This window comes from Streptomyces sp. BK79 (assembly GCF_044142145.1).
In the GTDB taxonomy this organism is placed as follows: Bacteria; Actinomycetota; Actinomycetes; order Streptomycetales; family Streptomycetaceae; genus Streptomyces.
This window is the reverse complement of sequence record NZ_JBHVOC010000018.1, coordinates 29,948-54,268: the sequence shown is the minus strand read 5'-3', so window position 1 is coordinate 54,268 and position 24,321 is coordinate 29,948. Positions and strand designations below refer to the sequence as shown.

The 24,321-nt window shown below is 70.3% G+C and carries 20 protein-coding genes and 3 pseudogenes; 13 read left to right on the top strand and 10 right to left on the bottom strand.

Features of this window, described 5'->3' with window-relative positions; genetic code table 11:
• Nucleotides 1-81: 81 nt before the first annotated feature.
• The 5 genes from ACFIF2_RS22905 to ACFIF2_RS22885 form a co-directional block, all read right to left on the bottom strand.
• Entirely contained in the window at nucleotides 82-936 is an 855-nt protein-coding gene (locus ACFIF2_RS22905) for a prephenate dehydratase (protein ID WP_395575158.1), read from the bottom strand.
• On the bottom strand, nucleotides 911-1,432 hold the full coding sequence (locus tag ACFIF2_RS22900; RefSeq protein ID WP_395575073.1) for a hypothetical protein: 522 nt from the start codon (nucleotides 1,430-1,432) through the stop codon (nucleotides 911-913). Before ACFIF2_RS22900 ends, ACFIF2_RS22905 begins: the two co-directional genes overlap by 26 nt.
• A 409-nt stretch (nucleotides 1,433-1,841) precedes the next feature.
• On the bottom strand, nucleotides 1,842-2,813 hold the full coding sequence (locus tag ACFIF2_RS22895; RefSeq protein ID WP_395575072.1) for an NAD(P)-dependent oxidoreductase: 972 nt from the start codon (nucleotides 2,811-2,813) through the stop codon (nucleotides 1,842-1,844).
• Between the two features lie 359 nt (nucleotides 2,814-3,172).
• Nucleotides 3,173-4,141, bottom strand: coding sequence for an alpha/beta hydrolase (locus tag ACFIF2_RS22890; RefSeq protein ID WP_395575071.1), 969 nt, complete (start codon nucleotides 4,139-4,141; stop codon nucleotides 3,173-3,175).
• A gap of 100 nt (nucleotides 4,142-4,241) precedes the next feature.
• On the bottom strand, nucleotides 4,242-4,871 hold the full coding sequence (locus tag ACFIF2_RS22885) for a helix-turn-helix domain-containing protein (RefSeq protein ID WP_395575070.1): 630 nt from the start codon (nucleotides 4,869-4,871) through the stop codon (nucleotides 4,242-4,244).
• Between the two features lie 507 nt (nucleotides 4,872-5,378).
• Between ACFIF2_RS22885 and ACFIF2_RS22880 the strand changes: the two genes are divergently transcribed.
• The 3 genes from ACFIF2_RS22880 (at nucleotide 5,379) to ACFIF2_RS22870 (ending at nucleotide 10,367) form a co-directional block, all read left to right on the top strand.
• On the top strand, nucleotides 5,379-6,239 hold the full coding sequence (locus ACFIF2_RS22880; protein ID WP_395575069.1) for a DUF3152 domain-containing protein: 861 nt from the start codon (nucleotides 5,379-5,381) through the stop codon (nucleotides 6,237-6,239).
• Between the two features lie 220 nt (nucleotides 6,240-6,459).
• Complete coding sequence (locus ACFIF2_RS22875) at nucleotides 6,460-9,432, top strand: BTAD domain-containing putative transcriptional regulator (protein ID WP_395575068.1); 2,973 nt, start codon at nucleotides 6,460-6,462, stop codon at nucleotides 9,430-9,432.
• 71 nt (nucleotides 9,433-9,503) lie between these two features.
• Complete coding sequence (locus tag ACFIF2_RS22870; RefSeq protein ID WP_395575067.1) at nucleotides 9,504-10,367, top strand: alpha/beta fold hydrolase; 864 nt, start codon at nucleotides 9,504-9,506, stop codon at nucleotides 10,365-10,367.
• A gap of 109 nt (nucleotides 10,368-10,476) precedes the next feature.
• Here the strand turns inward: ACFIF2_RS22870 and ACFIF2_RS22865 are convergent.
• Nucleotides 10,477-10,767: pseudogene (locus ACFIF2_RS22865) on the bottom strand (IS5/IS1182 family transposase); the annotation flags it as partial.
• Nucleotides 10,768-11,124: 357 nt separating this feature from the next.
• On the opposite strand from ACFIF2_RS22865, the gene ACFIF2_RS22860 reads away from it, so the two are divergent.
• The 5 genes and pseudogenes from ACFIF2_RS22860 to ACFIF2_RS22840 all read left to right on the top strand — a co-directional run bounded on the left by ACFIF2_RS22860 (nucleotide 11,125) and on the right by ACFIF2_RS22840 (nucleotide 15,312).
• Nucleotides 11,125-11,745: a sigma-70 family RNA polymerase sigma factor gene (locus ACFIF2_RS22860; protein WP_395575066.1), complete on the top strand. Its 621-nt coding sequence runs from the start codon at nucleotides 11,125-11,127 to the stop codon at nucleotides 11,743-11,745.
• 24 nt (nucleotides 11,746-11,769) lie between these two features.
• Nucleotides 11,770-12,188 (top strand): annotated as a pseudogene (locus ACFIF2_RS22855) (D-alanine--D-alanine ligase A); the annotation flags it as partial.
• A 71-nt stretch (nucleotides 12,189-12,259) separates the two neighbouring features.
• The gene (locus tag ACFIF2_RS22850) at nucleotides 12,260-12,952 is read left to right on the top strand and encodes a trimeric intracellular cation channel family protein (protein WP_395575065.1); all 693 of its coding nucleotides are present in this window, start codon (nucleotides 12,260-12,262) and stop codon (nucleotides 12,950-12,952) included.
• A gap of 92 nt (nucleotides 12,953-13,044) precedes the next feature.
• A complete protein-coding gene (locus tag ACFIF2_RS22845; RefSeq protein ID WP_395575064.1) occupies nucleotides 13,045-13,776 on the top strand; it encodes a hypothetical protein in 732 nt (243 codons plus the stop codon).
• 636 nt (nucleotides 13,777-14,412) lie between these two features.
• Nucleotides 14,413-15,312 carry an alpha/beta hydrolase gene (locus ACFIF2_RS22840; RefSeq protein ID WP_395575063.1) on the top strand — a complete coding sequence of 300 codons (900 nt, stop codon included), beginning with the start codon at nucleotides 14,413-14,415 and terminating at the stop codon, nucleotides 15,310-15,312.
• 683 nt (nucleotides 15,313-15,995) lie between these two features.
• Here the strand turns inward: ACFIF2_RS22840 and ACFIF2_RS22835 are convergent.
• Complete coding sequence (locus tag ACFIF2_RS22835; RefSeq protein WP_395575062.1) at nucleotides 15,996-16,421, bottom strand: OsmC family peroxiredoxin; 426 nt, start codon at nucleotides 16,419-16,421, stop codon at nucleotides 15,996-15,998.
• Between the two features lie 324 nt (nucleotides 16,422-16,745).
• Between ACFIF2_RS22835 and ACFIF2_RS22830 the strand changes: the two genes are divergently transcribed.
• On the top strand, nucleotides 16,746-17,099 hold the full coding sequence (locus ACFIF2_RS22830; RefSeq protein ID WP_395575061.1) for a DoxX family protein: 354 nt from the start codon (nucleotides 16,746-16,748) through the stop codon (nucleotides 17,097-17,099).
• Between the two features lie 49 nt (nucleotides 17,100-17,148).
• Here ACFIF2_RS22830 and ACFIF2_RS22825 read toward each other — a convergent pair whose 3' ends face one another.
• The gene (locus tag ACFIF2_RS22825) at nucleotides 17,149-17,829 is read right to left on the bottom strand and encodes a TetR/AcrR family transcriptional regulator (RefSeq protein WP_395575060.1); all 681 of its coding nucleotides are present in this window, start codon (nucleotides 17,827-17,829) and stop codon (nucleotides 17,149-17,151) included.
• A gap of 251 nt (nucleotides 17,830-18,080) precedes the next feature.
• Here ACFIF2_RS22825 and ACFIF2_RS22820 point away from each other — a divergent pair, with 251 nt between their 5' ends.
• From ACFIF2_RS22820 to ACFIF2_RS22805, 4 genes are all read left to right on the top strand, one after another.
• The gene (locus ACFIF2_RS22820) at nucleotides 18,081-18,881 is read left to right on the top strand and encodes an SDR family NAD(P)-dependent oxidoreductase (protein ID WP_395575059.1); all 801 of its coding nucleotides are present in this window, start codon (nucleotides 18,081-18,083) and stop codon (nucleotides 18,879-18,881) included.
• A 52-nt stretch (nucleotides 18,882-18,933) separates the two neighbouring features.
• Complete coding sequence (locus ACFIF2_RS22815; protein WP_395575058.1) at nucleotides 18,934-19,398, top strand: SRPBCC family protein; 465 nt, start codon at nucleotides 18,934-18,936, stop codon at nucleotides 19,396-19,398.
• A gap of 148 nt (nucleotides 19,399-19,546) precedes the next feature.
• Complete coding sequence (locus ACFIF2_RS22810; RefSeq protein ID WP_395575057.1) at nucleotides 19,547-20,788, top strand: sensor histidine kinase; 1,242 nt, start codon at nucleotides 19,547-19,549, stop codon at nucleotides 20,786-20,788.
• Nucleotides 20,789-20,825: 37 nt separating this feature from the next.
• Nucleotides 20,826-21,512, top strand: a complete 687-nt coding sequence (locus tag ACFIF2_RS22805; RefSeq protein WP_395575056.1) for a response regulator — start codon at nucleotides 20,826-20,828, stop codon at nucleotides 21,510-21,512.
• A 124-nt stretch (nucleotides 21,513-21,636) separates the two neighbouring features.
• Here the strand turns inward: ACFIF2_RS22805 and ACFIF2_RS22800 are convergent.
• Both ACFIF2_RS22800 and ACFIF2_RS22795 read right to left on the bottom strand, forming a co-directional pair.
• A pseudogene (locus ACFIF2_RS22800) lies at nucleotides 21,637-21,779 on the bottom strand (transposase); the annotation flags it as partial.
• A gap of 129 nt (nucleotides 21,780-21,908) precedes the next feature.
• Nucleotides 21,909-23,999, bottom strand: a complete 2,091-nt coding sequence (locus ACFIF2_RS22795) for an ATP-binding protein (protein WP_395575055.1) — start codon at nucleotides 23,997-23,999, stop codon at nucleotides 21,909-21,911.
• Between the last annotated feature and the right edge of the window lie 322 nt (nucleotides 24,000-24,321).

The following is a 24,321-nucleotide window of genomic DNA, read 5'->3' as shown; positions in this document are numbered from 1 at the left end:
AAGCCCCCTGGCATGGGCGGCGCGGTCACGCGCTGTGTGACCGCGCCGCCAAGCGAAGCCCGCCGCCGCGTGCCGCCGAGGTCAGCCGGTGCGCTCGCGCAGCCGATGCGGATGAGCCGGATACACCCCCAGGACGCGGACCTCGGAGGAGAAGAAGCGCAGCTCCTGCAGCGCGAGGGCGACATGCGGCTCGTCGGGGTGCCCCTCGATTTCCACGTAGAACCGGCTGGGATTCAGCCCGGGACCCATCTGGTAGCTCTCGATCTTGGTGAGGTTCACACCGCTGCTGGCGAATCCGCCGAGCGCCTTGTACAGCGCGCTGGGGATGTTCCGTACGCAGAAGAACAGGCTCGTCATCGTTGGCTCCTCCCGGTGGGGATCGAGTGGAGCGATGGCGGCGTCCCGGGAGAGGACGACGAACCGCGTGGTGTTGTCCGGGTCGTCCTCGACCCCCGCCCGCAGGACTTCCAGACCGTGCAGGGGCGCCGCGGCGGGCGGGGAGAGCGCCGCGTGCCGGGGGTCACCCAACTCGGCCACCTCGCGGGCCGCTCCCGCCGTGTCGTCGCTCACCAGGGTGCGCCACCCTCCCTCACGCAGCACCTTCCGGCACTGCCCAAGGGCGTGCACGTGACTGCGGACGCACTCCACCTGTTCGAGAGTCGTACCGGGCACGCCCATCAGGTCGAAGCGAATGGCGAGGAAGTACTCGGCGACGATGAACAGTCCCGATTCGGGCAGCAGGTGATGCACGTCCGCGACGCGTCCGGCGGCGGAGTTGTCGACCGGAATCACCGCCACGTCGGCTGCGCCCAGCGTCACGGAGTCCAGGGCTTGCTCGAAACCCGTACAGCCGAACTCACGGCTGCCGGGGTACAGATCGCGGGCGACGGTCGCCGAGTTGGACCCGCGCTCACCCTGATACGCGACGGTCGTCACCATGATCAGCCTTCCGCGTGGAGATGTCTGTCGCCGGGCGGCGGAGGTCCACCGCGTACCGCGCGTGTTGAAGTATCGGGGAACCGCCCTCGACCACACACAACAGGGGGTGCCGGTCGTCCTTCGCGACGGCGGTCAGGGCGTGTTCGTGCGAGGCGGCGACCAAGGTGTGGACCACGCGAACGGCTCGCCCGACCTGTTCGGCCAGCGCTTCCACGACGTCCGGCGGCCCGTCCCGCCCCGTGGGCGAGGCGGCGTGCAGTGCTGCGGCGAGGTTCGATCGCTCGTCGTGCAACACGGCGGCCAGCTCGGCCGCAGCGACGGGCGCCGGGGCCGACAGAGTGTCGGTGAGACGACGGGCCACCCCGAGGGCCATGCCGGTCACGGCCGTCCAGTGGAAAGCCGCGGCGTCCGTCCGCAGGGCACTGGCCGCCGACCGGGTGGCGAATCCCGCCGGCACATAGACGTCGTCCAGCCGGAACTCGGAGCCGGACACTTCCGCGCCGCCCCTGCCGTGGGGCCCTCGGAATGGTCGGGGAAGCACCTTCGACGAGACCACGAGGAGGTCCGGACCGGCCTCGACCGCCGGGCCGCCGGCTCGCTGCCGGATGCGGGTGAGCGGCAGGGCCAGCCATCTCCCAGGCCGTCCGGGCGATGGCACGCGCCACCGTCCGGACAACGAGAAACCGCCTCGGACCGGCCGGGCCGCGAAGCTCGCCGCGCCGTCGCCGCCGGGCACGGCCGTGGGCAGCGGCGCGGCCCAGTTCCACGTGCTGGTGAAGGTCTCCCAGGCAGCGCCTGGGTCGTGGTGACCGTCGCACTCGAAGGTCTCAAGTACCCGGACGAGAGCCGTGTCCGGTCCTGCCGCCTCCGGCACGCCGAAGCGCGCGACGGTCCTCGTGTGCCTAGGCAGCCCGCTCACCGCCCAGGGACCCGGCCGTCGTCAGGACGACGTTGTCCAGTTCCTCACCCCGCGCATAGCGGTGAAGCTGCTGGCGGAGGAACTCCGCGGACATCGCGGGGAAGGCGTCGGTGAACGCCGCCACATGCGGAGTGATCAGCGCGCCGGGCAGGTTCCAGAGGGGATGGCTGCCGGGGAGGGGTTCCGGATCCGTCACGTCGAGCGCGACCCGCAGCCGACCGCTGCGCACCTCGCGGACGACGGCGCCGGTGTCCACGAGTTCCCCGCGGGCGACGTTCACCAGGAGGGCTCCGTCTTTCAGGAGCGCCAGCGCGTCCGCGTCGAACATGCCGCGCGTCCACTCCGTCAGCGGTGCGCACAGCACCACCGCGTCCACCGTGGGCAGCAACGCGGACATCTGCGCCATCCCATACACATGAACCGCCGGGGTGGTGCGCTCGCTGCGGGCCACGATGACCGGCTCGCACCGGAACGCACGGAGCCGAGCCGCGACGGCCGCGCCCACGGCGCCGTATCCGATGATCAGGACCCGCTTGCCGACCAGGGTGGTCCGCGGTTCAGGGCCCCAGCGCCCCTCGGCCTGCCGGGTGATGAACCGGTCGATCCCCCGGCACAGAGCCAGCAGAAGGGTGACGGCCAGTTCGGCGGTGGCCTCCCGGTGCACTCCGCGCGCCGTCACCAGCCTCGTGCCGGGCGGCATGTCGTTCAGCATTGGCATCACGTAGTCGTATCCGGAGCTGAGGAGCTGGAAGACCTCCAGCCGTCCCATACGCGGCAGCACACTCCGCAGAGCGTGCTCGGCCCCCGGTGCCGCGGGTCCGGCGAGGAACCGGACCTCGCCCGGATCTCCGGGCAGCGGGCCGGAGCCGTCCCAGTGGCCGTACGTGAAGGCGTTCGGCAGGCCGGGGATCTCCTCCTGGGGATACGGGAGCCACACGGTCGCGCCGTCCTTCATGGTGCATCAGCTTCTTCCGGTTCTTGTGCCACGCGGGCGAGGGTTGACGACGTCCCACTGCCGTGGCCGACGTCTGGACATATCACTGCGTGAACGGGGGCGTCGCGGAGCACGGTTCACATGAAGCACGTCACAGGAGGAGGTCATCGCCCCGGCCAGAGGCATACGCCCGCCGAAAGGACTTTCCAGTCCCGTCGGGCCGCTACGGTTCTCTGGAGGCCGGTGCGGTGGCGGTTCCCGTCGACATGTTCCGCGGAGCACGACACGCGCCGGGCCGCGGTGCCGCGGTCCCCCGCCGACCGTCACCGCGCGGGCCTCCTGGAGGGTGTGTGTTCGCGGGGGCCAGTGATCCGGCCCCCTCAGGACCGCGGAGGCAGTGTCCGGCGCAGCCACTTCAGCCGGGCGTCCCGTGCGTCCCGGGACAGGGCGGCTCCGGGCACGAAGAAGTCGAAGCCGTGGAACCCGCCGGGGAACACGTGCAGCTCCGCGTCACCACCCGCCGCCCAGATCCGTGAGGCGTAGGCGACGACCTCGTCCCGGAAGATCTCGGCGGACCCGGCTTCGAGGTAGGTCGGGGGCAGCCCGCCCAGGTCTTCGGCACGGGCGGGCGCGGCGTAGGCGGGTATGCCTGGGGTCCCCCGACGCGCACCGAGCACGTGGGTCCAGGCGGCCTCGTTGGCAGCACGGTTCCAGCCGCCGGACTCCGCGAGCTGGACGGTGGAGAACGTGTCGTTGCGGTCGTCGAGCATGGGGCAGACCAGCATCTGCCCCAGTGGGCGCAAGTCCCTCGAGTCCCGCAGGCGCAAGGTCAGGCCGGCGGCCAAGGCGCCACCGCCGCTGAACCCGACTACGAGGACGCGTTCCGGGTCGATACCCGATTCCCGAGCGTGAGTGGCGATCCAGGTGATCCCGGCCAGGCTGTCGTCGAGAGCCGCGGGGTAGGGGTGTTCCGGGGCCAGGCGGTACTCGACCGAGACGACGGCCGCCCCCAGTTCTTCCGCCCACTCCAGGACGTGGTCCAGGTTCTGCCGGGCATGGCCCATGACCATGCCGCCCCCGTGCAGGTAGTAGAGAACAGGTAGCCTGCCCACGGCTCCGGCAGGTCGGCACAGCAGCAGCGGCACATCGGCGCCTCCACCGTCGGCCGGCCGGGCGCGGTGCTCTTCGATGACGAAGTCACCACCGCGACGCAGCTCGCTCAGTGTCGGCGTAGGCGCAGCCGCGGCCCGCATTTTTTCGATCACCTCGTGGGTGAGGGTGATACGCAGGGAGTCGAGATCGACGGCCGCGGCGAGTTCCGGGTCGATGGGCGGTGGTGAGATGGGCATGGTTGTTTCCTGAGGTCACTCGGGTATCGGGCAGCGCGATCATGTACGACTCGTCGGCAACGAGACCGAATCTTCTTGCTGCCCTGGCAAGAAGTACCCGTCAGACCGCTTCGCCGCCGGTGCGGGCTGCCCCGGTCGTCTCCTCCCATGAACTGACGACACGCATCCGCTCACCCTGGGCGCCGAAGAGACTCAGGAACTCGACGGGTTGCTCACCCGCGTTGCCGAACGCGTGGGGCAGGCGGGTGTCGAACTCCGTCGCCTCCCCTGCCGACAGGACCACCTGTCGGGATCCGGCGGTGATGCGCAGGCGCCCGTGCAGGACGTAGATCCAGTTGTAGCCCTGATGGGTGTGGAGTCCCTGCTTCGATGCGGTCGTCACTCCCGTCGGGAGCACGTGCTTGTGGGCGTGAGGGCCACCGTAGTGGCGGACCAGGGGCAGGATCGTCTGATCCTGCCCCGGTACGGTGACGGGCCGCAGATGGATGCGCGGGTCACCCGTCGGTGGTCCACCGACGAGTTCGTCGAGCGGAATGCCGTAGGCGGCGGCGAGCGGCAGCAGGAGATCGAGGGTGTACTTGCGCTGTCCGGACTCCAGTCGGGACAACGTGCTCGGGGAGATGCCGCTGCGCTCACTGATGTCGTCGAGTGTCGCGTGCCGCTGCAGCCGCAGAGCCCGCAGACGCCCCCCGACCATGCGGAGTACCGCCTCCAGATCATCGTGATTCACACCCGCCATCTTGCCAGTCGGGATCTGCCGGCGGCCGGTCACCGCGGCCTTGCCGAACGAGAGGAACGCCGTGGAGGGGCGGGATTCCACAGCTCGCTCGCACCGGTCGACCGGTGCGGGCCGGAAGCAGGAGTCACTGGTGGCGTGACGGTGGTCGTGTCCGCCCTGGTTCGGCGTATCGGTCAAGAGGTACCGGGGGGTCATCGGGGCCGGCCTCCTTGAGGCCGGGGCCTCTGCCGGATCCGCCGTGATCCGAGACGTACGGGGTCGGCCGGAGGCCGAGAGGGAGCCTTCGGCGGGACAGGGAGCGGATGCCCCCTGTGGCTCCGGAGGGGGTCACGCCTGCGGATCGCGTGCCGACGGCTGGGGGTCTTCCCCGGCGGGGGCACGTCTGGTGCTGAGTGCCGGGGGGCCGGTGTCCAGCGGCGGTGGCGAGTGGACGGGTGCAACCGCGAACGGAGAACACCGGTTGGTTGAACCTCGTACCACTCAGCTCCGTTAACGGCCATGCACCCGCTTTCGACACACCCAGCGCACCTCGCGCGCTCCGAAGGAGGAATCATGCGGCGACATCTGTCCAGTCCTACCGAGACGGCCCGTGGGAAGCGGCTGAGCGCCGCGCTTCTGGGCTGCGCACTCCTGGCGCTCGTCCCGCTGATGAGCGGGTGCCAGGATCAGGCGGCCCCTGCCGCCGATGGAACCGCCGGCGGCGGGCCCGGTGCCTGGAGCACCCAGACTCGGTCGGCGTCACCCCCACAGCCGACTCCCTCCACACCCACACCCACACCCACACCCACACCCACCGTGCCGCTCACCGGATCTGGAACGTTCACCACCGCTCAGGAGAGTTCGGCCCCGGTCGGTTCCGGTACGCCCATGAGGTACCGCGTTCAGGTGGAAGACTCCCTGGACGTGTCTCCGGCGGAAACGGCGCGGGAGATAAACTCCGTCCTGGCCGACCCCCGAGGGTGGACGGCTGGCGGACAGGCGTTTCAGATGGTCACCTCCGGACCGGCCGCGCTGACCGTGCAGGTGGCCTCGCCGGGCACGGTCGACGCCATCTGCGGAGCCGCCGGCCTGGACACGCAGGGCGAGGTCAACTGTTCGGTGGGCTCGGTCGTGGTGGTCAACCTCAAGCGCTGGATGCTCGGATCCCCGCAGTTCGACGGCTCCCTGCACGACTACCGGGCTCTCATCATCAACCATGAGGTGGGGCACCGCCTCGGGCATGGTCACGAGGCCTGTTCAGGAGAGGGCCGGCCCGCACCCGTGATGATGCAGCAGATCAAGGGCCTGCACGGGTGCACGGCCAACGCCTGGCCCTACGACAGCGACGGCGTGTACATCAGTGGCCCACCCCTGTCCTGACCGGCCGACACCTTCAGGTGTTCATCGCACACCGGCACTTCCGGGGAGCGTACGCCTTGGGACGCTCGTCTCGTGATGGGCATCCATGTCACGAATGAGGTTCGGTCGGCCAGTGAGAGTAGGCGGATACACGCGGGCCTGGGCCCTGAAGCTTCCCGCGCTGCGCCGCGACGACGAGCGGACCGCAACCGCTGATACAACTGAAAGTAATCTTCACCGCATGGATTTCGCACTGTTGGGCCCTCTGCGCATGCTGCACGACGGGGCAGACGTTCCTCTGGGCCGTCCACGGCATCAGGCCCTCCTGGCGGTGCTCCTCGCCCACAGGGGGAGTTCGGTCTCCTACGACCGGCTGGTACTGGACTTGTGGGGGGACACCGCATCGTCGAACGCGGTCCCGATGCTGCACGTACGCATGTCCCAACTGCGCAAATGCCTGGCCACCTCCGGTATCGACGCGCACAAGGTGCTGGTCACCACCCGTTCGGGATACGTGCTGAACGTGCCGCCCTCGGCCGTGGACGCCCACCGCTTCGAGGACTTGGTGGCGTCAGCGCGTACGGCCGCGTCACGCGGACGGCACCAAGCCGCCGGAACGCTGGCGCGCGAGGGACTGGGGCTATGGCGCGGGCGGCCCTTCGGCGACTGGGCCGACGCGCCCTTCGCCCAGCCGGTGACGGCGAAGCTGGAGGCGTTGCGGCTGGACGCCGTGGAACTGCGTATCGAAGGGGACCTGGCCCTGGGCGAGCACGAAGCTGTCGTGCCCGACTTGGCGACACTGACCAGGGAGCATCCGCTGCGGGAACGGCTGTGGTATCAGCTCATGCTCGCCCGGTACCGCGCTGGGCGGCAGAGTGAAGCGCTCGACACCTTCAGGAGAGCGCGGGAGGCGCTGCTCGACCAACTGGGTGTCGAACCCGGTGAGGAGCTCAGCGCTCTGCACACAGCGATCCTGCGGCAAGACCAGTCGTTGCTGCGCGCCCGGTCCGTAATCACCGCCGGCTCGGAGGACGGGCGCGAGCAGCCCGTATCCCGGCAGGTGCTCCGCGGAGAGCCTCCCGCAGCTCTCACTCCGTTCTTCGGCCGGGAAAGGGAACTGGAGCAGATCGCGACCGAACTCGCCAGGCACCGGCTGGTCACGCTGGTGGGCGCCGGCGGGAGCGGCAAGAGTCGGCTGGCTCTGGAGGCCGCCGCACGGATGCGGGCCGCTTCGGCCCGCGCGGTCGTCTGGGTGGAGCTGGCCGAGGCATCCGCCGGACCAGGCACGCGAGAGGAGGTCACCGACGCGGTCGCCCTCCGGCTGGGTCTGCTGGCCGCTCCCCCGCTCACCTCGCTCGACATCGTCGTCCGGGCTCTGCGCCACTCCGGTGCCCTGCTGGTCCTGGACAACGGCGATCGCCGGCTCGCCGACGTCGCCCAGGCTTCGGCGACCCTGCTCGCACGGGTCGAGGACCTGCGCATTCTGGTGACCAGCCGTCAGCGCCTGGGCATCGGCGCCGAACAGGTGATCGGCGTGTCCGGACTTCCGGTGCCGGATCTGGTGCGGGAGGGCGCGCCCGCCGCGGTCGAGGCCGCTGCGGTGCGGCTGTTCACCGACCGGGCCGCCAGGTCGGGCGATGCCTTCCAGCTGACCGGGGCGAACCTGCCCGACGTCGTCGCGGTGTGCGAGCGCGTCGACGGGCTGCCGCTGGCCGTCGAACTCGCCGCGGCGAACACGCGCAGCCTTGCCGTGGCCACCATCGCCGCCCATCTGGCCGAGCGGCCGGACGGCCTGCGCACGCGCGGCGCCCTCGCCTCGGCTCGGCATCGGACACTCCAAGAAGTGATCGCCTGGAGTCACGACGCGCTCGACCCGGCCGAGCAACGCCTCCTCGCCTACCTTTCGGTCTTCGCCGACGGCTTCGACCTGGCGGCCGCGGAAGCCGTCTGCGCCGGTCCCCGCACCGGTTTCGACAAGCATGAGGTCCTCGACGTCCTCAGCGGTCTGGTCGAGAAGTCGATGGTCTCGGTGGAGGTCACCGAGAAGGGACACTACCGCTATCGGATGCTGCGGATGATCCGGGCGTTCGCCTCGCGAGAGCTGCGCCGCCGCGGTGAGCGCCACACCCTGATCTGCGCCCGACATCTCACTCACTTCGCGGACTTGACGGAGTCCGCGGGCGAAGCTCTGCGCAGCGGCGCGTCCCCGGCGTGGTTGCGTCGGCTCGAGACCGAGTACGCCAACATCCGAGCGGCCCTGGACCGATCCCTGCAGACCCGTGACGCGATGAGCGCCCTGCGCATGGCCGCAGCCCTTGTGCAGTTCTGGGAACTGCACGGCCGGTACGCGGAAGGCCGACGGTACGTCAGTGACATCCTGGCGATCTGTGACGACGAGACCCCGGCGGCGTTGCGCGCTTACGCCCTGGCCGGGGCGGCCTGCCTGGCGACGATCCAGGGCGACCTGGCCGGGGCGGAGGACGCCTGTGACGAGGCGGCCGCGCTCTTCGACCATCTGGGCGACATCGAGGGACGCACCTATGTCCTGGTCAGTCGCGGACTCGCGGCGGTCACGGCACAGGACCTGGACCGTGCCGAGCGGCTGCTGCGGACCGCCACGGAGCTGGCCGCAGAACTGAGCCACGGCTGGCTGCAGCAGTGGGCGCTCATCTTCGACATCATGCTCGCGCTGAGCCGCGTCCTCGGTGAGCGGTCGACGTCACCTCGGCCGCTGCCCTCCGCGCTCTCCGCAGTGCCGACCGCCCACGACCCCAAAAGCATCGCCTGGTACGGCGTCGTGCGGGCCGGCGCCGAGCTCGAGGTCGGCCGACCGGCCAGGGCCACCGCCTATCTGGAAGAGAGCTGTCGGCTGTTCGCCGAGATGGACGCGGTGTGGGGGCTGTCGGTGACGTTGCTCGCCGTGAGCCGGACGGCCTCGCAGGCCGGTGAACACACCCGTGCCTCGACCCTGCTGGGCGCGTCCGAATCGCTGCGGCGATCCGTGGAAGCCGACTGCTGGCCCGTCTTCGCCGCCTGGCGCCGGGAGGTCGAGGTGGAGGGGCGGCGAGCGCTGGGCACCGAGCGGTTCCTGCACGTTCGAGCGACCGGAGAAGGGATGCCCCGCTCCGCCGCGCTGGACCTGGCCCTGCGCGGACGACCCGCGGGAACCGCCCCGAGGGGGACGGCGGACGCCGCGTGGTCCGCCACGGGGTGAAGGCCGTGTGCAAGCGAGTGTGAAGGAGGCGTTCCTAGGCTCGCCGGGCCAAGCACAGAAAGAAAGGCGGCATGACCTTGCGTACGACGGTGAACGGTGTCCCCCTCGCGCTGGAAACCGAATCACATGGGGAGGGCCCGGCGGTCCTGCTCGTGCACGGCTTCGCCGACACCCGGCACGTGTGGAACGCCCAGGTGCGCGCCCTGACGGAGGCGGGCTACCGGGCCATCACCCTGGACGTCCGCGGGCACGGCGGGTCCGACAAGCCCGCGTCCGTCACCGACTACGACCTGGTGCACCAGGTCGTGGACCTGATGGGGGTCCTGGACCAGTACGGAGTCGACAAGGCCCACCTGGTGGGGCACGACTGGGGTGCGGCAACGGTATGGGCGCTGGCCTCCGTACACCCCGAGCGTGTTCTCAGCCTCACCGCGCTGGCTGTCGGCCACCCCACGGCCTTCGGTGACGCCTGCACTGCCGAGGCGGACTTCGTGCAGCTGCGACGGATCTGGTACATGCTGCTGTTCCAGTTCCAGGGGGTGGCCGAACAGTGGCTGTCCGCGGACGACTTCCACAACTTCCGGCACTTCCTCGGCAGCCACCCGGACCTGGACGCCGTGGTGGAGCGGATGAAGGAGCCCGGCGCTCTGACGGCGGCGCTGAACGTGTACCGTGCCGTGTTGCCCCCGGAGTCCCTGACCAACTCCGTCCAACTGCCGCCGGTGCCGGTCCCGGCTCTGGGCATATGGGGAGCGCACGACCCGTACAACACCGAACTCGGCATGACCGGGTCCGCCGCCTACATGAACGCACCGTGGCGGTACGAGCGCCTGGACGAAGCCGGGCACTGGCCCCACCTGGACGTCCCCGACACAGTGAATGAGCTGTTGCTCGACTTCCTGAGCAGCGACACGGTGAAGGAGCAAGAAGGCTGACGCACCGTGGGGGAGCAGGTGACCGGCGTCCGCGGTGGCTCGCTCCCCCGCCATCGGCCGCACGAACCGGCCTGGTCAGGGGTGTGCAGACCTCGATCAAGGCGCCGTTTCACTTGGTCGGCCTGCGGTGCCGTACAAGGGGTGCAGCGATGGCGGTGATGGCAAGGAAGTAGTCCGGCTTGCGCCCGCCGCAGCGGTGCAGGCGGTGGCAGCCGGACAGCCGGGGCACGGTCTCCTCCACGACCCAGCGGTGCCGTACCAAGTGTCGGGACGACTCGATGCCCTTGCGGTCAAGGCGGTGCCGGATGGCACGGGAAACGAGCCATCGCCGCAGGTGGCGGTAGTCGCACCCCGGGACACCGCGCACCTTGCCAGGCCGCCGACGTCGCGGGCCGCGACGCGGAGTCGATCGCGCACCGCGGTCGCCTCGCCGACGGTGTCCCCCGCTCGACAAAGTGCAGCGGCCATCACCCCGGACTGCACGAGATACTGCCCCCGGAAGTGGCGCCTTACCCGTCTCCCGGGTCCCGCCGAACGGTTGACGGCGTCGGCTACCTCGCCTCGTCTCCCCTTACTGCCTCATAGGGGAGGCAAAGCGAGGTAGTGCTCACATGATGACCAATCAATGCTCATTCGCCGGTGCACACCGACGACTCTCAGTAATATTACGTTCCGTGAGGCGCACAGTTCTCGATATCGACGACGACTGACCTCCGCCCGACGTCATCAGGTCCTGACCCTTCAGCGACTTTCCGAGATGACGAAGCTTCCGAGCATCTCCATGCGGAGTTTCGAGGTTCATAAGGAGGTCAGAAAGTTGTCATCAGATGTTCAGCCCAGGAATGACATGCTGCGCGAGGCCGAATCATACGAGACCTTGGTGGACATATATCGACAACACGGCGCGGATCTCAGGCGATTCGCTCACCACAAACTGGGAGGTGACTGGCACCGCGCCGAGGATCTATTGCAGGAGGCAATACTGCGAGCCTGGCTCCAGATGCGCGACAAACCGGAAAGGGAATTGCGCGTCAGGCCGTGGCTGAAGACTGTCATCAAAAACTTGGCCATAGACGAGTTCCGGTCGAACGGGAGCCGATTCGAAGCCGTGACCGACGTCGAGGCCGGCGACAAGGAAGCAACCGATCACACCCGCTCCGTGCTCGCCGAACTCGTCATCCGCGATGCTATGAGGGATCTGAGTGAGAACCACCGACAGATTCTGCAGCGCGTCTATCTCCTCGACCTCAGCACCCGCGCGGTGGCGGAAGATCTGGGTATCCCCAGCGGAACTGTCAAGTCGCGCTCGTACCACGCGGTGAGAGCATTGAAGTCGGCATTGGCGACTCGGGGCGTCACCCGCGAAATGGCTCTGTGATGCGAACTCGGCCCGTCCGGGACTGTGGAGGTCGGCCCGTACGTGGTGATCCGGCCGCGCGAGTGGGAGCGGGACGCCTGCGCCGCCCGCAAGAGGATCGTCGACTTCGCCGGCGAGCACGGCTGGCCGCTGTTCGTGAAGTCCGCGCGGGCGGGCTCCTCGATCGGCATCACCAAGGAGGACGGCCTGGCCGGGCTGGACGAGGCGATCGCCGAGGCCCGCCGGCACGACCCGAAGCGGCGTCCTGCGAGGGGCTGGTCCGCGCGGACTTCTTCCTCACCGACGACGGCGAGTCCGTCATCAACGAGATCAACACCATGCCCGGCTTCACCCCCATCTCGATGTACCCGCAGATGTGGCAGGCGGCCGGGGTCAGCTACCCCGAACTGGTGGACCGCCTGGTGCAGGCGGCGCTGCGCCGCCGGCCGACCGGGCCGCGCTGACCGGAGGGCGGCGGACCGCGACCGCCCGCGTACGACACCAGTCCGAACCAGCCGAACCGAGCCCTTTGCCGATGAACTCCCTCTTCACCGCCGTCCTGTACCCCCTGGACCTGGCCGGTATCCTCGCCTTCGCCCTCTGCGGTGCCCTCCTCGCCGTTCGCAAGGACTTCGACTTCTTCGGGACCCTGCTGCTCGCCGAGGCCGCGGGCACGGGCGGTGGTCTCTTCCGGGATCTGGTGCTGCGCCTGCCCCCGGTGGCGTTCACCGACATCGGGTACTGCCTGGTTCCGCCGGTGGCCGCGGTACTCGTCTTCGTCCTGCGGCCCACCCCGCGCCTGATCTCCGTCTCCGCCGTCTGCGACGCCGGCGCGTTGGGCCTGTTCAGTGTGACCGGTACCGTCAAGGCACTGGACCACGGCTTCGCACCGCTCCCGGCCGTCGCCCTGGGCGTCACCACCGCCGTGGGCGGCGGTCTCGCGTGCGGTGTCCTCGCCGGGGAGATACCCCCGGTACTCCGGTGGGACCAGGACCTCTACGTCCTCCCGGCCCTCGTCGGCGCGGGCGGTACCGCCGCGCTGCACGCGGCCGGCCACCTGGGCGTGACCGGTGCCGTGTGCGCCGCCGTACTCGCCTTCGCCCTGCGTATCTCCGCGCTGCGCCGGGGCTGGCGGACGCCCCGGTCCGCTCTGTGGAGGCAGCGCGGTGAGACGCCGACAGCCCGGTCCGCCACTTCCCACCGCTGGACATCGCCGAGCAGTTATTGAGCATGGCCATGACTTCACACGGGGACGAGTGCCCGCGCAGCATATCCACCTATCCGCATACGCACTCGACTTTCCTGCCAGAAGGCATCAACATGCTTCTTGCCGACCTGTCACCCGCCTCGCCCCTCCGACATTTCGCTGAGGGTGACGCCCCCGTCACCTACCCCGTCGACGTCGTCCTCTCGCTGCACCGCGAGCGAACGGCCGCCCTGCTCCGCAGCCTCCGCAGTCAGCATGTGTTCCCGACGCTGATCCACGGCTGGGGCACGGAACGGGCGTACAGCACCCTGCTGCACGCCCGGCAGAGGTCACTCACCGTCCTCGACGTCCCGGACTGCCGGTGGAACGAGACACTGGCCCAGCGCGTACGCGCACTCAGCAACCTCTCGGCGGTCGTCGTCCTCGTCCCCGAGGAGTCCGACCCCGCCCCGCTCCTGCTCGCCGGTGCCGCCAACGTGATGTCCCGCACTGCGCCCGCGAGGGAACTGGCCAGCCGGATCGCCGCCGAACGACGCTGGCTCGACTCGCGGAAGCCCAGCCGCGGGAACCTGCTGTACGCCCCGGGCAGCCACCCGCTGCGACCGCGGCAGTCCTCCCAGGCACTGCTCTTCGACATGCTGTGCCTCGCGACGCGGCCCTGGTGCTGCCATGAGCTGAGGCTTCTGCTCGGTCCCGTGGACAGGCCGATGAGCAAGCGCGCCTTGCAGGCGAGGATCGTCCGCCTTCACGAACGACTCGGCCGGGCCGGCCTGTACGTCAACTGCTCCACGCAGCGGGGGCGCACCCTCCTGCTGGGCCTCTCCGACGGCCACGACAGTGCTTGAGCACGGTCATCCACGTCCGGCGTGCCCGCCCGACCGCACGGCGTGTGCCCGACGGCCGAAAGCAGGGCGCACCACCCAGGGACATACCACCAACGCACCATGGGTTCTGGACCCACGAGGAACCGGAAGAGATGCCGTTCCCACGACTGCCCGTCAGACCTGTGCAGGCGAAGGAGTCCGGGCGACAACGGCACAATGCGTAGACCGTGCCGACGCCTTGTACCGGGCCGCGCGGGAAAGACCGAGGCTGACCGGCGGCACCCTTCGCTCGGCGACCTGTGCGCCCGGGTACCCGCCCGAGCAGTGGGCGACGGGACTCCGGTCACCACCGCGCCGTGTGACGGTCCGCCGGCCAGCGGTTCGGATGCTGCGGTCACGCCCTGATCGCCGTGGCAACGGTCCTCTGCGTCGGAGCGGCGGGCACCGAGGTCGCGCTCCGGGGAACGCGACGGCCACGATAATCAGATGCGGAGGCTCGGCTGACGTGCGGTCCGTGCCGCACGCCCCAGTGGTCCGGCCGGGACACCGCGCCGCAGTCAAGCCTCCGCACACCGCACCACCCACGGCGCGGACCATGAGGGCTACGGGAAGTCCCCGCTCCCTCACCCGCACCCCTGACCTCGGAAAGACCCGCCCATGCCCGGTCCGACACCGCCCGTCGACCCTGAACTCGCCTCCCTGGCCCGCCCCGGCCCTTCGCGCGGCACACCCACCCTCGACGACCTCCGGCGCGACGGCGCCTTCCTCATCGAGGAGCGCCGGGCGTCCGTCCGGGGTCCGGCACCCGACGTGCCCGTGCTGGTGTGCCGGCCCGCGGAAGCCTTCGGCCGGCTGCCGGTGCTTCTCCTGCCTCACGGGGACGGCCCGAGGGTAGGTCCCACACGTCAGAATCTCGCCTACTACCTGCGGCTGGCCCGGGAGCTGAACGCCGCGGTCGTCGCCGTCGACCCCCGGTCCGCGCCGGACCACCGCTCCCCGGTCACGTCGGAGGACTGTCTGACGGTGGTGACCTGGCTGAGCGCCTGCGCCTACGACCTCGCGGTGGACGCCGAACGCGTCGTCCTGCTCGGCTTCGGGGGCGCGGGCACGCTGGCCGGAGGACTGACGCTGCGGCTGCGCGACCGCCTCCATCTGCGTCCGCTGGGGCAGATGCTGCTCTCCCCCATGCTCGACGACCGTACCGGCACGGCGTCGGCTGCCCGGCCCGCCCCTCCGTGCGCCGGCGCCCCGAAAACGAACGAGGACGCCTGGGCCCACGTCCTCGGCGACCTGCCTGGCGCCTCGGACATCACCCCCTACACCGCTCCTCTCTCCGGCCTGCCACCCACCTATCTGGAGGTCGGTGCTCTCGACATCCTCCGCGACGAGGTCGTCACCTATGCGCAGCGCATCTGGGCGGCCGGCGGTGACGCCGAACTGCACGTGTGGGCCGGCGCCTTCCCCGGCTTCGACTTCCTCGCCCCCGCCGCCGCCCTGTCCCGGCAGGCCCGCGCCACCCGGCTCGACTGGCTGCGGCGCATCCTGATCAGAGACTGATCCGTGCCGACGCGAGCCGATTGTCCACCACCCCGTCACACTCGCGGGCGCCCGGTCCCGAGCGGGTGAGAGCAGAGCTGAGCACCTTCTGCCCGTAGCCGTCCACGGGACCGATCCCGTGTCCCGCGTCGCGACCACGCATCAGCTCGAACGCCATCCGGCCGTGCGCCTGGTCGACCCGGCGTCCGCCACCCCGGCACGGTGGCCGTCTTCGTCGCCGACACCTGGGACGGCACCACCGCAGCGCGATCGCACGGTCACGGCCGGGGAGCGGACACCCGCTCGGTCCTGGTGGTGCGGCACCTGAGCGACTCGGATCTGCTGGCAGCCCTCGCCGCCCGCGTGCGGGCGATCATGCGGTCCGAGGAAGCCTCCCTCCGAGCACCTGTACGAGGCCGCTCTGACGGCGCTCCGAGGCGACGGCACCCTGCCGTCCGACTCCGGGGACGGCTGTTGCGGCGGATCGCCGAGCTGAGCCGGTCCCGTTCCGGTGCCATGACCGCCCGGACGGACCCGCCCTCCCCGTGGGAGATCGCCGCGCTCCGCCCGCTGGCGGACGGATGCGACACCGAGGAGACGGCGAGGGCCCTCGGCTGCCCTCCTCCGACCGGGCCGGACCCTGCCACGGCGGAACGCCGCGTCCCACGTCGTGGGGCGCGGCGTCGCCGAAGGACCCGACCGGCTCAGACGAGCTTGGCCGACAGGGCGATGGGCGTGCCTGACAGGGCCTGGCTGACGGGACAGTTGGCCTTGGCGTCCTCCGCCGCGGCGGTGAAGACGTCGCCGTCGACACCCGCGACGGTGCCCTCCACCGTGAGGTGCACGCCCGTGATGCCCTCACCCGGCTGGAAGGTGACGTCGGCCGAGGTGACGAGCTGGGTGGGCGGGGTGCCCGCCTCGGTCAGGGCGTGCGCGAGCGCCATCGAGAAGCAGCTCGAATGGGCGGCTGCGAGCAGTTCCTCGGGGCTTGTCCTGCCGCTCGCCTCCTCCGCCCGCGAGGGCCATGTCACCGGCTGCCGGCCGGTGCCGGAGGAGTCGAAGGCCACGACTCCGGTGCCTTCGGTGAGGTTTCCGTCCCACACGGTGTGGGCGGAACGCGTGGTTGCCATGCTGCATCCTTCGTGTCGTGCGGTGTGTCGGCGGCCGGCTCAGCTCCCCGGCCGGAGAACCGGCGCCGCGTCACGACAGGACGCGGGCCGACGGGGATCTGGCGGACACCGACAACGTACGCACCGCGCGCGGCGGCCGGGCGCCGTGACCGGCGAACGAGCCGCATCCGGCCAGTAAGTGAGCAGTCGCCGGTACCCGCCCGGTCTCCTTTTGCGCACACCCCGGCCGCTGGGCGAGGACGGTGCCGGGCGGGAACGACGATGAGGGGAGGACGCGCCGACGATCACCAGCGCGTCCGGACTTCACGGAAGGACGGACAGAAGATGCGTCTCGTCACGACGGTCGTGGCACTACTGCTGTGCGCGGTGTACGTGGGTGCGGGTACGGCGAAGATCGTGGGAGCCCCGGCGATGCGAGCGGACGCTGGGCGGCTCGGGCTTTCGGTCCGGGGCCAGCAGGGCATCGGGGTGCTGGAAGTCATCGGCGGAGCGGGACTGGCACTCGGTCTGTGGTATCCACCGCTGACGACCGGTGCGGCGATCGGCATCGTCCTCTTGATGGCCGGTGCGCTCGTCTTTCACCGGCGGGCCGGGGATACGGTCGTCACGGCCATGCCCGCCCTTGTCCTCGGTCTGGCGGTGGCGCTCACCGCCGCACTCGACCTGGCCGGCCGCTGAGACGAGACGGCCGGGGACGCAGGCGCCCGCACCCGTGCCGTCTCCTGGGTCACACGGCGGTTCCCGGTCCCGTGCCGAAGACACTGCGGATCCAGATTTCCGCGAGCGCGGCCACCCGCTGCTCGTCGGACACCTTCGGTTCCATGCCGAGGAGCGCGGCGTAGAGGTTCCGCTCGCTCATCCAGACCAGAGTCGTGGCCAGCGTCGCCGCGTCGGTTCCCGCGGGGGCGCGGCCGGTGGCACGCTCCTGTTCGATCCACGCGGTGGCCGGCTCGATGAAGAGTCTGAGCAGTCCGGTGTACACCTCGCGCAGTTCCGCGTCGGACGCCATCGCGTCCGACGCGGCGACCACCACGGCGGAGTGCTCGCGCCACAGCGCCAGGATCTCCGCGTAGTTCTGTTCGAAGGTGCGCTGGGGATCCGGATCGGTCTCGGTGGTGCCGAAGCCGCGCAGGGCGATCTCCAGCTTGTCGTGCATGACCCGCTCCAGCAGGGCGGCCAGCAGCGAATGCTTGGTGTCGAAGTAGAAATAGAAGGTGGGCCGTGAGATACCCGCTCTGGCGGCGACCTCTCCGACGGACACCTCGGTGAACGGTTTCTCCGCCAGCAGCGCTTCGGCGGCGCTGAGCAGCGCCTCCAGACGTACGTCGCCGCGAGGGGCGGGCCGGGCCCAGCTACGTGCGGCCCCCGGGGACGGTTGTTGTGCCGGGGTCTGCGGACGTTGTCCCACTTGCGTGTCCCTTCCACTCCTGCGGCTCTCGCCTGAGGCGAGGCGACGGGTGGCCGCTCCCGACCTGCGCCAGCCCATGGTAGTCGGCCCCCTCACCCACCAGGGGCACGGCCATGGCGGCGTGGGCGCCCGCCAGTCCGGCAAACACCTGTCGACAGACTCAACACATGTTGAGTTACGCTGACACTAGTTGATCGCCCGGCCGACGGCCGGGAGACATCGCCACACCCACCGCCCAGAGAGGCCTTGCCATGGCCACCATCCTGATCACCGGAGCGTCCGACGGACTCGGCCGAGCACTGGCCGAGGACCTCGCCCAGGACGGACACCACCTACTGCTGCACGGACGAAACACGGCACGGCTCGCCGAGGTGGCCGGGATCACCGGAGGTGAGGTCTTCTCCGCCGATCTGGCCTCCCTCTCGGCCACCCGGCGTCTCGCGGCCGACGTCACCGCCCGGTACGACCACCTGGACGTCCTCGTGAACAACGCGGGGGTGGGTTTCCGGGCAGGCAGTGCGGACCGGGAGATCTCGGCCGACGGACACGAGCTGCGCCTCGCGGTGAACTACCTGGCCCCGGTCCTGCTCACCCAGGAACTGCTGCCCCTGCTGCGGAAGGCAACCGCCGCTCGGATCGTCAACGTCGCCTCGGTCGGCCAGCAGCTCTTCGACTTCGACGACCCGCAGCACGAGCGCGGCTTCAGCCAGGCGGACGCCTACTGCCGTTCCAAGCTGGCCCTCATCAGTCACTCGGTGGACCTCGCCCGCCGGCTGGAGGGAACCGGCATCACGGTCAACGCCGTCCACCCCGCGACCTTCATGGCGACGACCATGACGAAGGACTCCGGCATCCCGGCCGACGAACCCCTGGCCAAGGGCGTCGCGGCCACCCGCCGCCTGGTGGACGATCCCGGACTGGCCGGGGTGACCGGTAAGTACTTCCACAGTTTCGACCAGTCGACCCCCTCGGAGCCGGACGCCCTGTCTCCCGAGTACCGCCACCGCCTCGCGGCGGTGACCCGGGACCTCCTCGCCACCGCGGGCGTCTGAGCACCCGCGCACCCCGCGCGAAGCAACCCTTCCAACACATCGGAGCACGTTCATGGCCCGCACGTATGTCAGCACTGTCGTCCCCGCCCCCGCCGACGCGGTCTGGGAGGTCGTCCGTCCCTTCGACGGCCTGCCGCTCTGGCATCCGGCGATCGCTTCGAGCGTCCTGGAGGAAGGCGGCCCGGCCTCGGTCGGGGCGCTGCGGCGACTGCGGTTCGCCGATGGCGACACCGAGGTCCTGGAGCGCCTGACCGCCCTCGACGACGCACGGCGCACCTTCACCTACGAATTGGTGGAGCACCCCTTCCCGGTCCGCCGCAGCGTCTCGACGCTCCGGGTGCTGCCCGTGGTGGACACGGACGAGGCGTTCGTCGAGTGGTCGGCGGAGTCGGAAGAGGACGCGACGGACACCGCCGGCGCCCGGGCACTCGTCGAGCAGCTCTACGGCAGTGGTCTGGCCGCCCTCCGCCAGCGCTTCGCCGTCGACGGTCCCGCCCCGGATCCCGCGGCCGGCTGAGCCGGCGGCGCGGGTCCGCGACCCTGCGCACGCCGGCATGGTTCCCGCTGCCTCCGCCCTGAGGAGGAGGCAGCGGGAACGAGAGGCGGCGGTCCGGCTCCACCCCACGTACGGTGGCCCGGCGCCGGAGCCGCCCTACTGTTGCACCATGAGAGCGATCAGGTCCGTGGCCGGGCACGGCATACCACCCGCCGTGACCGACGCGGGGCTGGCCCTCCTGGTGATCGGGGGCTGTCTGGCGCTTCCCCGGATCATCCCCGCGGACGACCAGGCGCTGCGCACACCCGACACCTGGTGGCTCGTCCTCGTCCTGCTGACCGCCGCGCCGCTCGCTGTGCACCGCCGCGCACCCCTGGTCAGTCTGCTGATCACGGCCTCGGCGGCGACCACGTTGCAGGGGCTCGCCTACGTGCCGCAGGTGGCCGGGCCGCAGGGCACCTCGATCGGTCCCACCTACCTGGCCGTCGCCACATCCGTGTTCCTCACGGCGGTACGCCGGGGACCCTGGCTCACCACCGCCGTCGCCGGGGTGTTCGTGCCCCTCGACGCACTGGCCGAGGGGCTGCTCGCACCGGCGGGACACCGGCTGGCCGCGTGCGCCACCGTGGTCGTGCTCCTGCTTGCGGCCTGGGCCTTCGGCCGCCTCGCGAGAGCCCGTACCGCGATCCGCGACGAAGCCCTCGAACGCGCGGCCGCGCTGGAGCGCGAGCAGGCCGCCAACGCGCGCGCGGCGGTGATGCACGAGCGAGCGCGCATCGCCCGCGAGCTGCACGACATCGTCGCGCACAACGTGAGCCTCATGGTCGTGCAGACCATCGCGGCCGACCGCGTGCAGGACCGCACCCCGGAGAAGGCCCATGAGCTGCACGCCGCGGTGGAGCAGACCGGCCGGGACACCGTGACGGAGCTGCGCCGGCTGCTGGACGTGCTGCGTACCGAAGAAGAGGAGGAGGGACGCGACCCCTCCAAGGAGCCGCCGCAGCCGACCGTCGACGCCGTGCCCTCGTTGGTCGACTCGGTGCGGGCCACCGGCTTGGACGTCGACTTCGCCGTGTCGGGCACACCGATCGCCCTGCCCGCCGGTACGCACCTGACGGCCTACCGCATCGTTCAGGAAGCACTGACCAACACCTTGAAGCACGCCGGTCCGACCCGTGTCCGGGTCAACCTCGTCTGGGACGATCAGCCGCAGCGACTCACCATCCGGATCTGCGACGACGGCCCGGCCGACCCGGCGCCCGCACCACGGGACACCGCGGCGGTCGCACCCGGCGCCGGTCACGGCCTGGTGGGCATGCGTGAGCGGATCGCAGCGGTGGGCGGCACCCTGCACACGGGGCCACGGCCCGGGGGCGGCTACTGTGTGCACGCCGTGCTCGACCTGTCATGATCCGACCGACGACACCTTGACGAGGGAACTCAGACCAATGCGGCCCATCAGAGTATTGCTGGCCGACGATCAGCCCATGATCCGTACGGGTTTCCGGCTCATCCTGGAGGCCGAGGGCGACATCGAGGTCGTGGCGGAGGCGTCCGACGGCCAGGAAGCCGTCACGGAGACCGAGCGGCTGTCTCCCGATGTCGTCCTCATGGACATCCGGATGCCCAACATGGACGGTGTGGAAGCCACCGAGCTGATCGTCCGCAACAACCCGTCCAGCCGAGTCATCATCCTCACCACCTTCGATCTGGACGCCCATGTCGTGGACGCGCTGAGGTCCGGAGCGAGTGGCTTCCTGGTGAAGGACGGGCCGGCGGATTCCCTGGTCGAGGCGATCCGCATGGTGGCGACCGGGGATGCCGTACTCGCTCCCCGTGTCACGCGACGGCTGCTCGACCGCTTCGCCGGTATGCCGTCGCAGACCACTCCCTCACCGCCCCCTCGCCTGGACGCACTCACGGCACGCGAACTGGACGTCCTGCGGACGCTGGCGCGAGGGCTCTCGAACGCCGAGATCGGGCGGGAACTGGGGATCGGCGAGACCACGGTGAAAACCCACGTCGCCCACATCCTGGAGAAATACCACCTGCGCGACCGGGTTCAAGCCGTGGTGCTCGCTTATGACTGCGGTCTCGTGGCACCCCGCACCTCATCATCGAACGACGCGGTCTGAGCTTGCCGGTTCGTGGAAGTCGCGCGCGCGTTCCGTCACCATGACCGCCGCCGCGACCCGCGCATCGTGTGGGTCTGTGTTGATCGGAATGCCCAGGCACCTGCAGAGGCGATGAGCCGGTATTCGAGCCGAGGGAGCGGCCAGGGCCGGGGTGGGTGGGTTTCGGTGCACCGGCCGGCCTCCCTGTCTTCGCGCGCAGAATCCTGAACCCGCGACGGACCCCCGGGCCGGGGTGAGCCTGTTCGCTCCCGCCGGTCGCTCCAACGGGCCGCCGACCGCAGGACCTGGCTCGTCCTGGCCGCATACGCCCAGCTCCGCCTCGCGCGACCACTCGCGAGGGACTTCCGCCGAGCGGGTGCGCGCCTGCCGGCGCACCCGGCCGGCAGGCGCACGGTGTCAGTCAGGCACGTGTCCCTGTGTCTCCCACAGCCACACCCGTTCCTGTACTTCATCGATGGCTCGCGTCAGGTAGCGACGGTACGTACTGAACGCCATGTTGAGGCGCCGTGCCATGGCCTCCTGGGTGAGCGACGACTGGAAGGTCGTCGTCAGTACGGAGTGCAGGTGCCGGGTACGGGGGTTGGCCTGGAGCCGCTGGACGGCCTTGTTGAGCACCTCCTGCAGAGCCGCCACCGCCTCAGGGCCGTCATCGGGTTCGATGATTCTGAACTTGAGCAGCGGACTGACGGCGAGCGCATCGGGGTCGAGCCAGTTCCGCAACGCTTCACGGACGGCGGCGTCGGACTCCTCACGTGTCAGAGCGACGACGGCCCCCCTGGGTTCCTCCGCGGGCTTCTCCGGAGGTCCGCTCAGCAGACGGACATCGATGCCGTCGGCCCACTCGTCGACACGCACGGCACGCCAGTCATGACAGAACAGTCCCGGTGTCCGTCCGGCCCGGCCCGGCGGCTGGAACATGTCCATGTAGGTCATCAGCGGCTCCCAGAAGCCGGGATCTGCCATCACCACACAGGACCACGCGCAGTGCCTCGCACGCAGCAGTTCGAAGATGATCCGCATGTGGACCAGGTCCCAGGCCCGAGACGGGCGGTGCGGAGTGTGCCGGTGCACCATGAACCGGGCGACACCGACGTGTTCCCCGTGGCGCGGAGGGGCCATGTCGCTGACGGCGTCCCACGCCTCCGCAACGACGGGATCGGCCCGCCGCGTCTCCGCGTCGGGCCACTCGACACGCAGCCACGCCATGAATCCCAGCAGTTCGTTGGAGCTGTAGCGACGGTGCACCTTAAAGGAATCGGGCTGCCTGGCCAGCCAGTACGAGACCGCGGCCGCGCTCTGCTCGCCCTCGATCTCGCGTGTCATCCGCACCAGCTCGGCGGCGTCCTCCGGACGCGCCGTTTCCTCGTAGGCGCCTCCCTCGTCACGGCTGCCGTGGAACTTCCGGATCCACGGCGCCCTGGAGATGATGTAGTTGTAGGCGCCGGTGGCTCTCAGCGCCTCCCGCTCGGGCGCGTTGCGGATGCGCTCGACGAGATGACGGCGGATCGCCCGGTGCATCGCCATGTACCGGTCCGGGTCCCGCCAGCGGAAGTCGCTGTCCAGCGAGTCACGGATGACGTCGTGCGGGTATACCCCGTATCGGCCGGAACGGACGAAGGGAAGCTGCCTCAACCACGCGAACAACTGGGTGGCGTCTTCTTCCGGAAGTACCACCCGCAGCAGGTCTTCCGTCGTGTCCAGCGCGTGGCCGCAGACTTCGAGAGCACGACGGTGGGCGGGAGAGGGCAGTTCGCCGACGAGGTGGGACAGCAGTTGTTCGATGACCGCTCGGGACGGCGCCCAGACCGTGCCGTCCGTGTTGCCGTGAGCGGCGACCTCGGCCGCCAGCCGCAGGGCGAGTGGATTGCCTCCCGCGAAGCCGAGGAGTGCCCGGTGGGCCGTCGGGTCGGCGCCTTGTCCTGCCAGGAGTGCCGCCGCCTGGTCTCCGTCGAGTTCGGGGAGTTGGACGACCCTCATCAAGTCACGCCATCCGAGGTCGGCGCGCCACAGGGGATCGGGCGGCAGCCGTCCGGCGAGGACCACGAGGACACCGGTGGGCAGCCGGGGAAGGAAGCGGTTGCGGACCCACTCCTCCATGTCCCGGCAGCGCTCGAAACTGTCCACCAGCAGGACGCAGTCGTCCTGGAAGAGAGCACCGGCCGCCGCCTGCTCGAAGGCGGTCGGGGAGGGGTAGATCGTGCGGGTGTCGACGGAGACGACGGGCCGGCCCGCGCCGCGGGCCTCGACCGCGTAGCGCTGGAGCAGCGCGCTCTTGCCGATGCCGCCCGGTCCGTGCAGGACGATGACCGACGGCGCGGACGGCTCTCCCCGGAGAGCACGGCGGAAGAGTGCGACTTCCTCCTCACGGCCGACGAAGTTGTGCATTCTCGCCGTGGCGAGCTTGTCGGCGAACCGGCCGCGCCGGTCCGGAGCATGCGGGCGAGAGGTCTCGCCGGCGGAGCGGGAGGCGGAGTCTTCCGTCGCCATTCCGTTCCTGTCCTTCCTCACTGTGCACCGCGCTGGGCTGCCCGCCCCGTGCGGCTCGGTGTCTGCCTGCGCTCGTGGAGCACGGTCGATCTCACGTCACCCCTTCCCCATGACGCACCGTGAGCCAGACAGCACACAGCTGTGTCACGCGGCGTGACTCACCGGCTTCGGTGACACCGTCACGCTGAACGTCCGCGCTCGGCCCTGACGCGCGGCGCGTCACCGCATACGGGGCCACATGGGCGTCGTACAGATCGATCACTTTATAGGAGGAAGGGCCTCATCCTTCCCGTCCGCAGTCCCGCTCCGGACCGCGAGCGGG

What these genes read in the sequence shown, in the direction of transcription:
- ACFIF2_RS22850 (WP_395575065.1), top strand. Translation starts at nt 12,260, where the DNA reads ATGAACTCCCTCTTCACCGCCGTCCTGTACCCCCTGGACCTGGCCGGT.
- ACFIF2_RS22810 (WP_395575057.1), top strand. Translation starts at nt 19,547, where the DNA reads ATGAGAGCGATCAGGTCCGTGGCCGGGCACGGCATACCACCCGCCGTG.
- ACFIF2_RS22875 (WP_395575068.1), top strand. Translation starts at nt 6,460, where the DNA reads ATGGATTTCGCACTGTTGGGCCCTCTGCGCATGCTGCACGACGGGGCA.
- ACFIF2_RS22815 (WP_395575058.1), top strand. Translation starts at nt 18,934, where the DNA reads ATGGCCCGCACGTATGTCAGCACTGTCGTCCCCGCCCCCGCCGACGCG.
- ACFIF2_RS22840 (WP_395575063.1), top strand. Translation starts at nt 14,413, where the DNA reads ATGCCCGGTCCGACACCGCCCGTCGACCCTGAACTCGCCTCCCTGGCC.
- ACFIF2_RS22880 (WP_395575069.1), top strand. Translation starts at nt 5,379, where the DNA reads ATGCACCCGCTTTCGACACACCCAGCGCACCTCGCGCGCTCCGAAGGA.
- ACFIF2_RS22820 (WP_395575059.1), top strand. Translation starts at nt 18,081, where the DNA reads ATGGCCACCATCCTGATCACCGGAGCGTCCGACGGACTCGGCCGAGCA.
- ACFIF2_RS22860 (WP_395575066.1), top strand. Translation starts at nt 11,125, where the DNA reads ATGACGAAGCTTCCGAGCATCTCCATGCGGAGTTTCGAGGTTCATAAG.
- ACFIF2_RS22870 (WP_395575067.1), top strand. Translation starts at nt 9,504, where the DNA reads ATGACCTTGCGTACGACGGTGAACGGTGTCCCCCTCGCGCTGGAAACC.
- ACFIF2_RS22795 (WP_395575055.1), bottom strand. Translation starts at nt 23,999, where the DNA reads ATGGCGACGGAAGACTCCGCCTCCCGCTCCGCCGGCGAGACCTCTCGC.
- ACFIF2_RS22830 (WP_395575061.1), top strand. Translation starts at nt 16,746, where the DNA reads ATGCGTCTCGTCACGACGGTCGTGGCACTACTGCTGTGCGCGGTGTAC.
- ACFIF2_RS22895 (WP_395575072.1), bottom strand. Translation starts at nt 2,813, where the DNA reads ATGAAGGACGGCGCGACCGTGTGGCTCCCGTATCCCCAGGAGGAGATC.
- ACFIF2_RS22890 (WP_395575071.1), bottom strand. Translation starts at nt 4,141, where the DNA reads ATGCCCATCTCACCACCGCCCATCGACCCGGAACTCGCCGCGGCCGTC.
- ACFIF2_RS22805 (WP_395575056.1), top strand. Translation starts at nt 20,826, where the DNA reads ATGCGGCCCATCAGAGTATTGCTGGCCGACGATCAGCCCATGATCCGT.
- ACFIF2_RS22835 (WP_395575062.1), bottom strand. Translation starts at nt 16,421, where the DNA reads ATGGCAACCACGCGTTCCGCCCACACCGTGTGGGACGGAAACCTCACC.
- ACFIF2_RS22845 (WP_395575064.1), top strand. Translation starts at nt 13,045, where the DNA reads ATGCTTCTTGCCGACCTGTCACCCGCCTCGCCCCTCCGACATTTCGCT.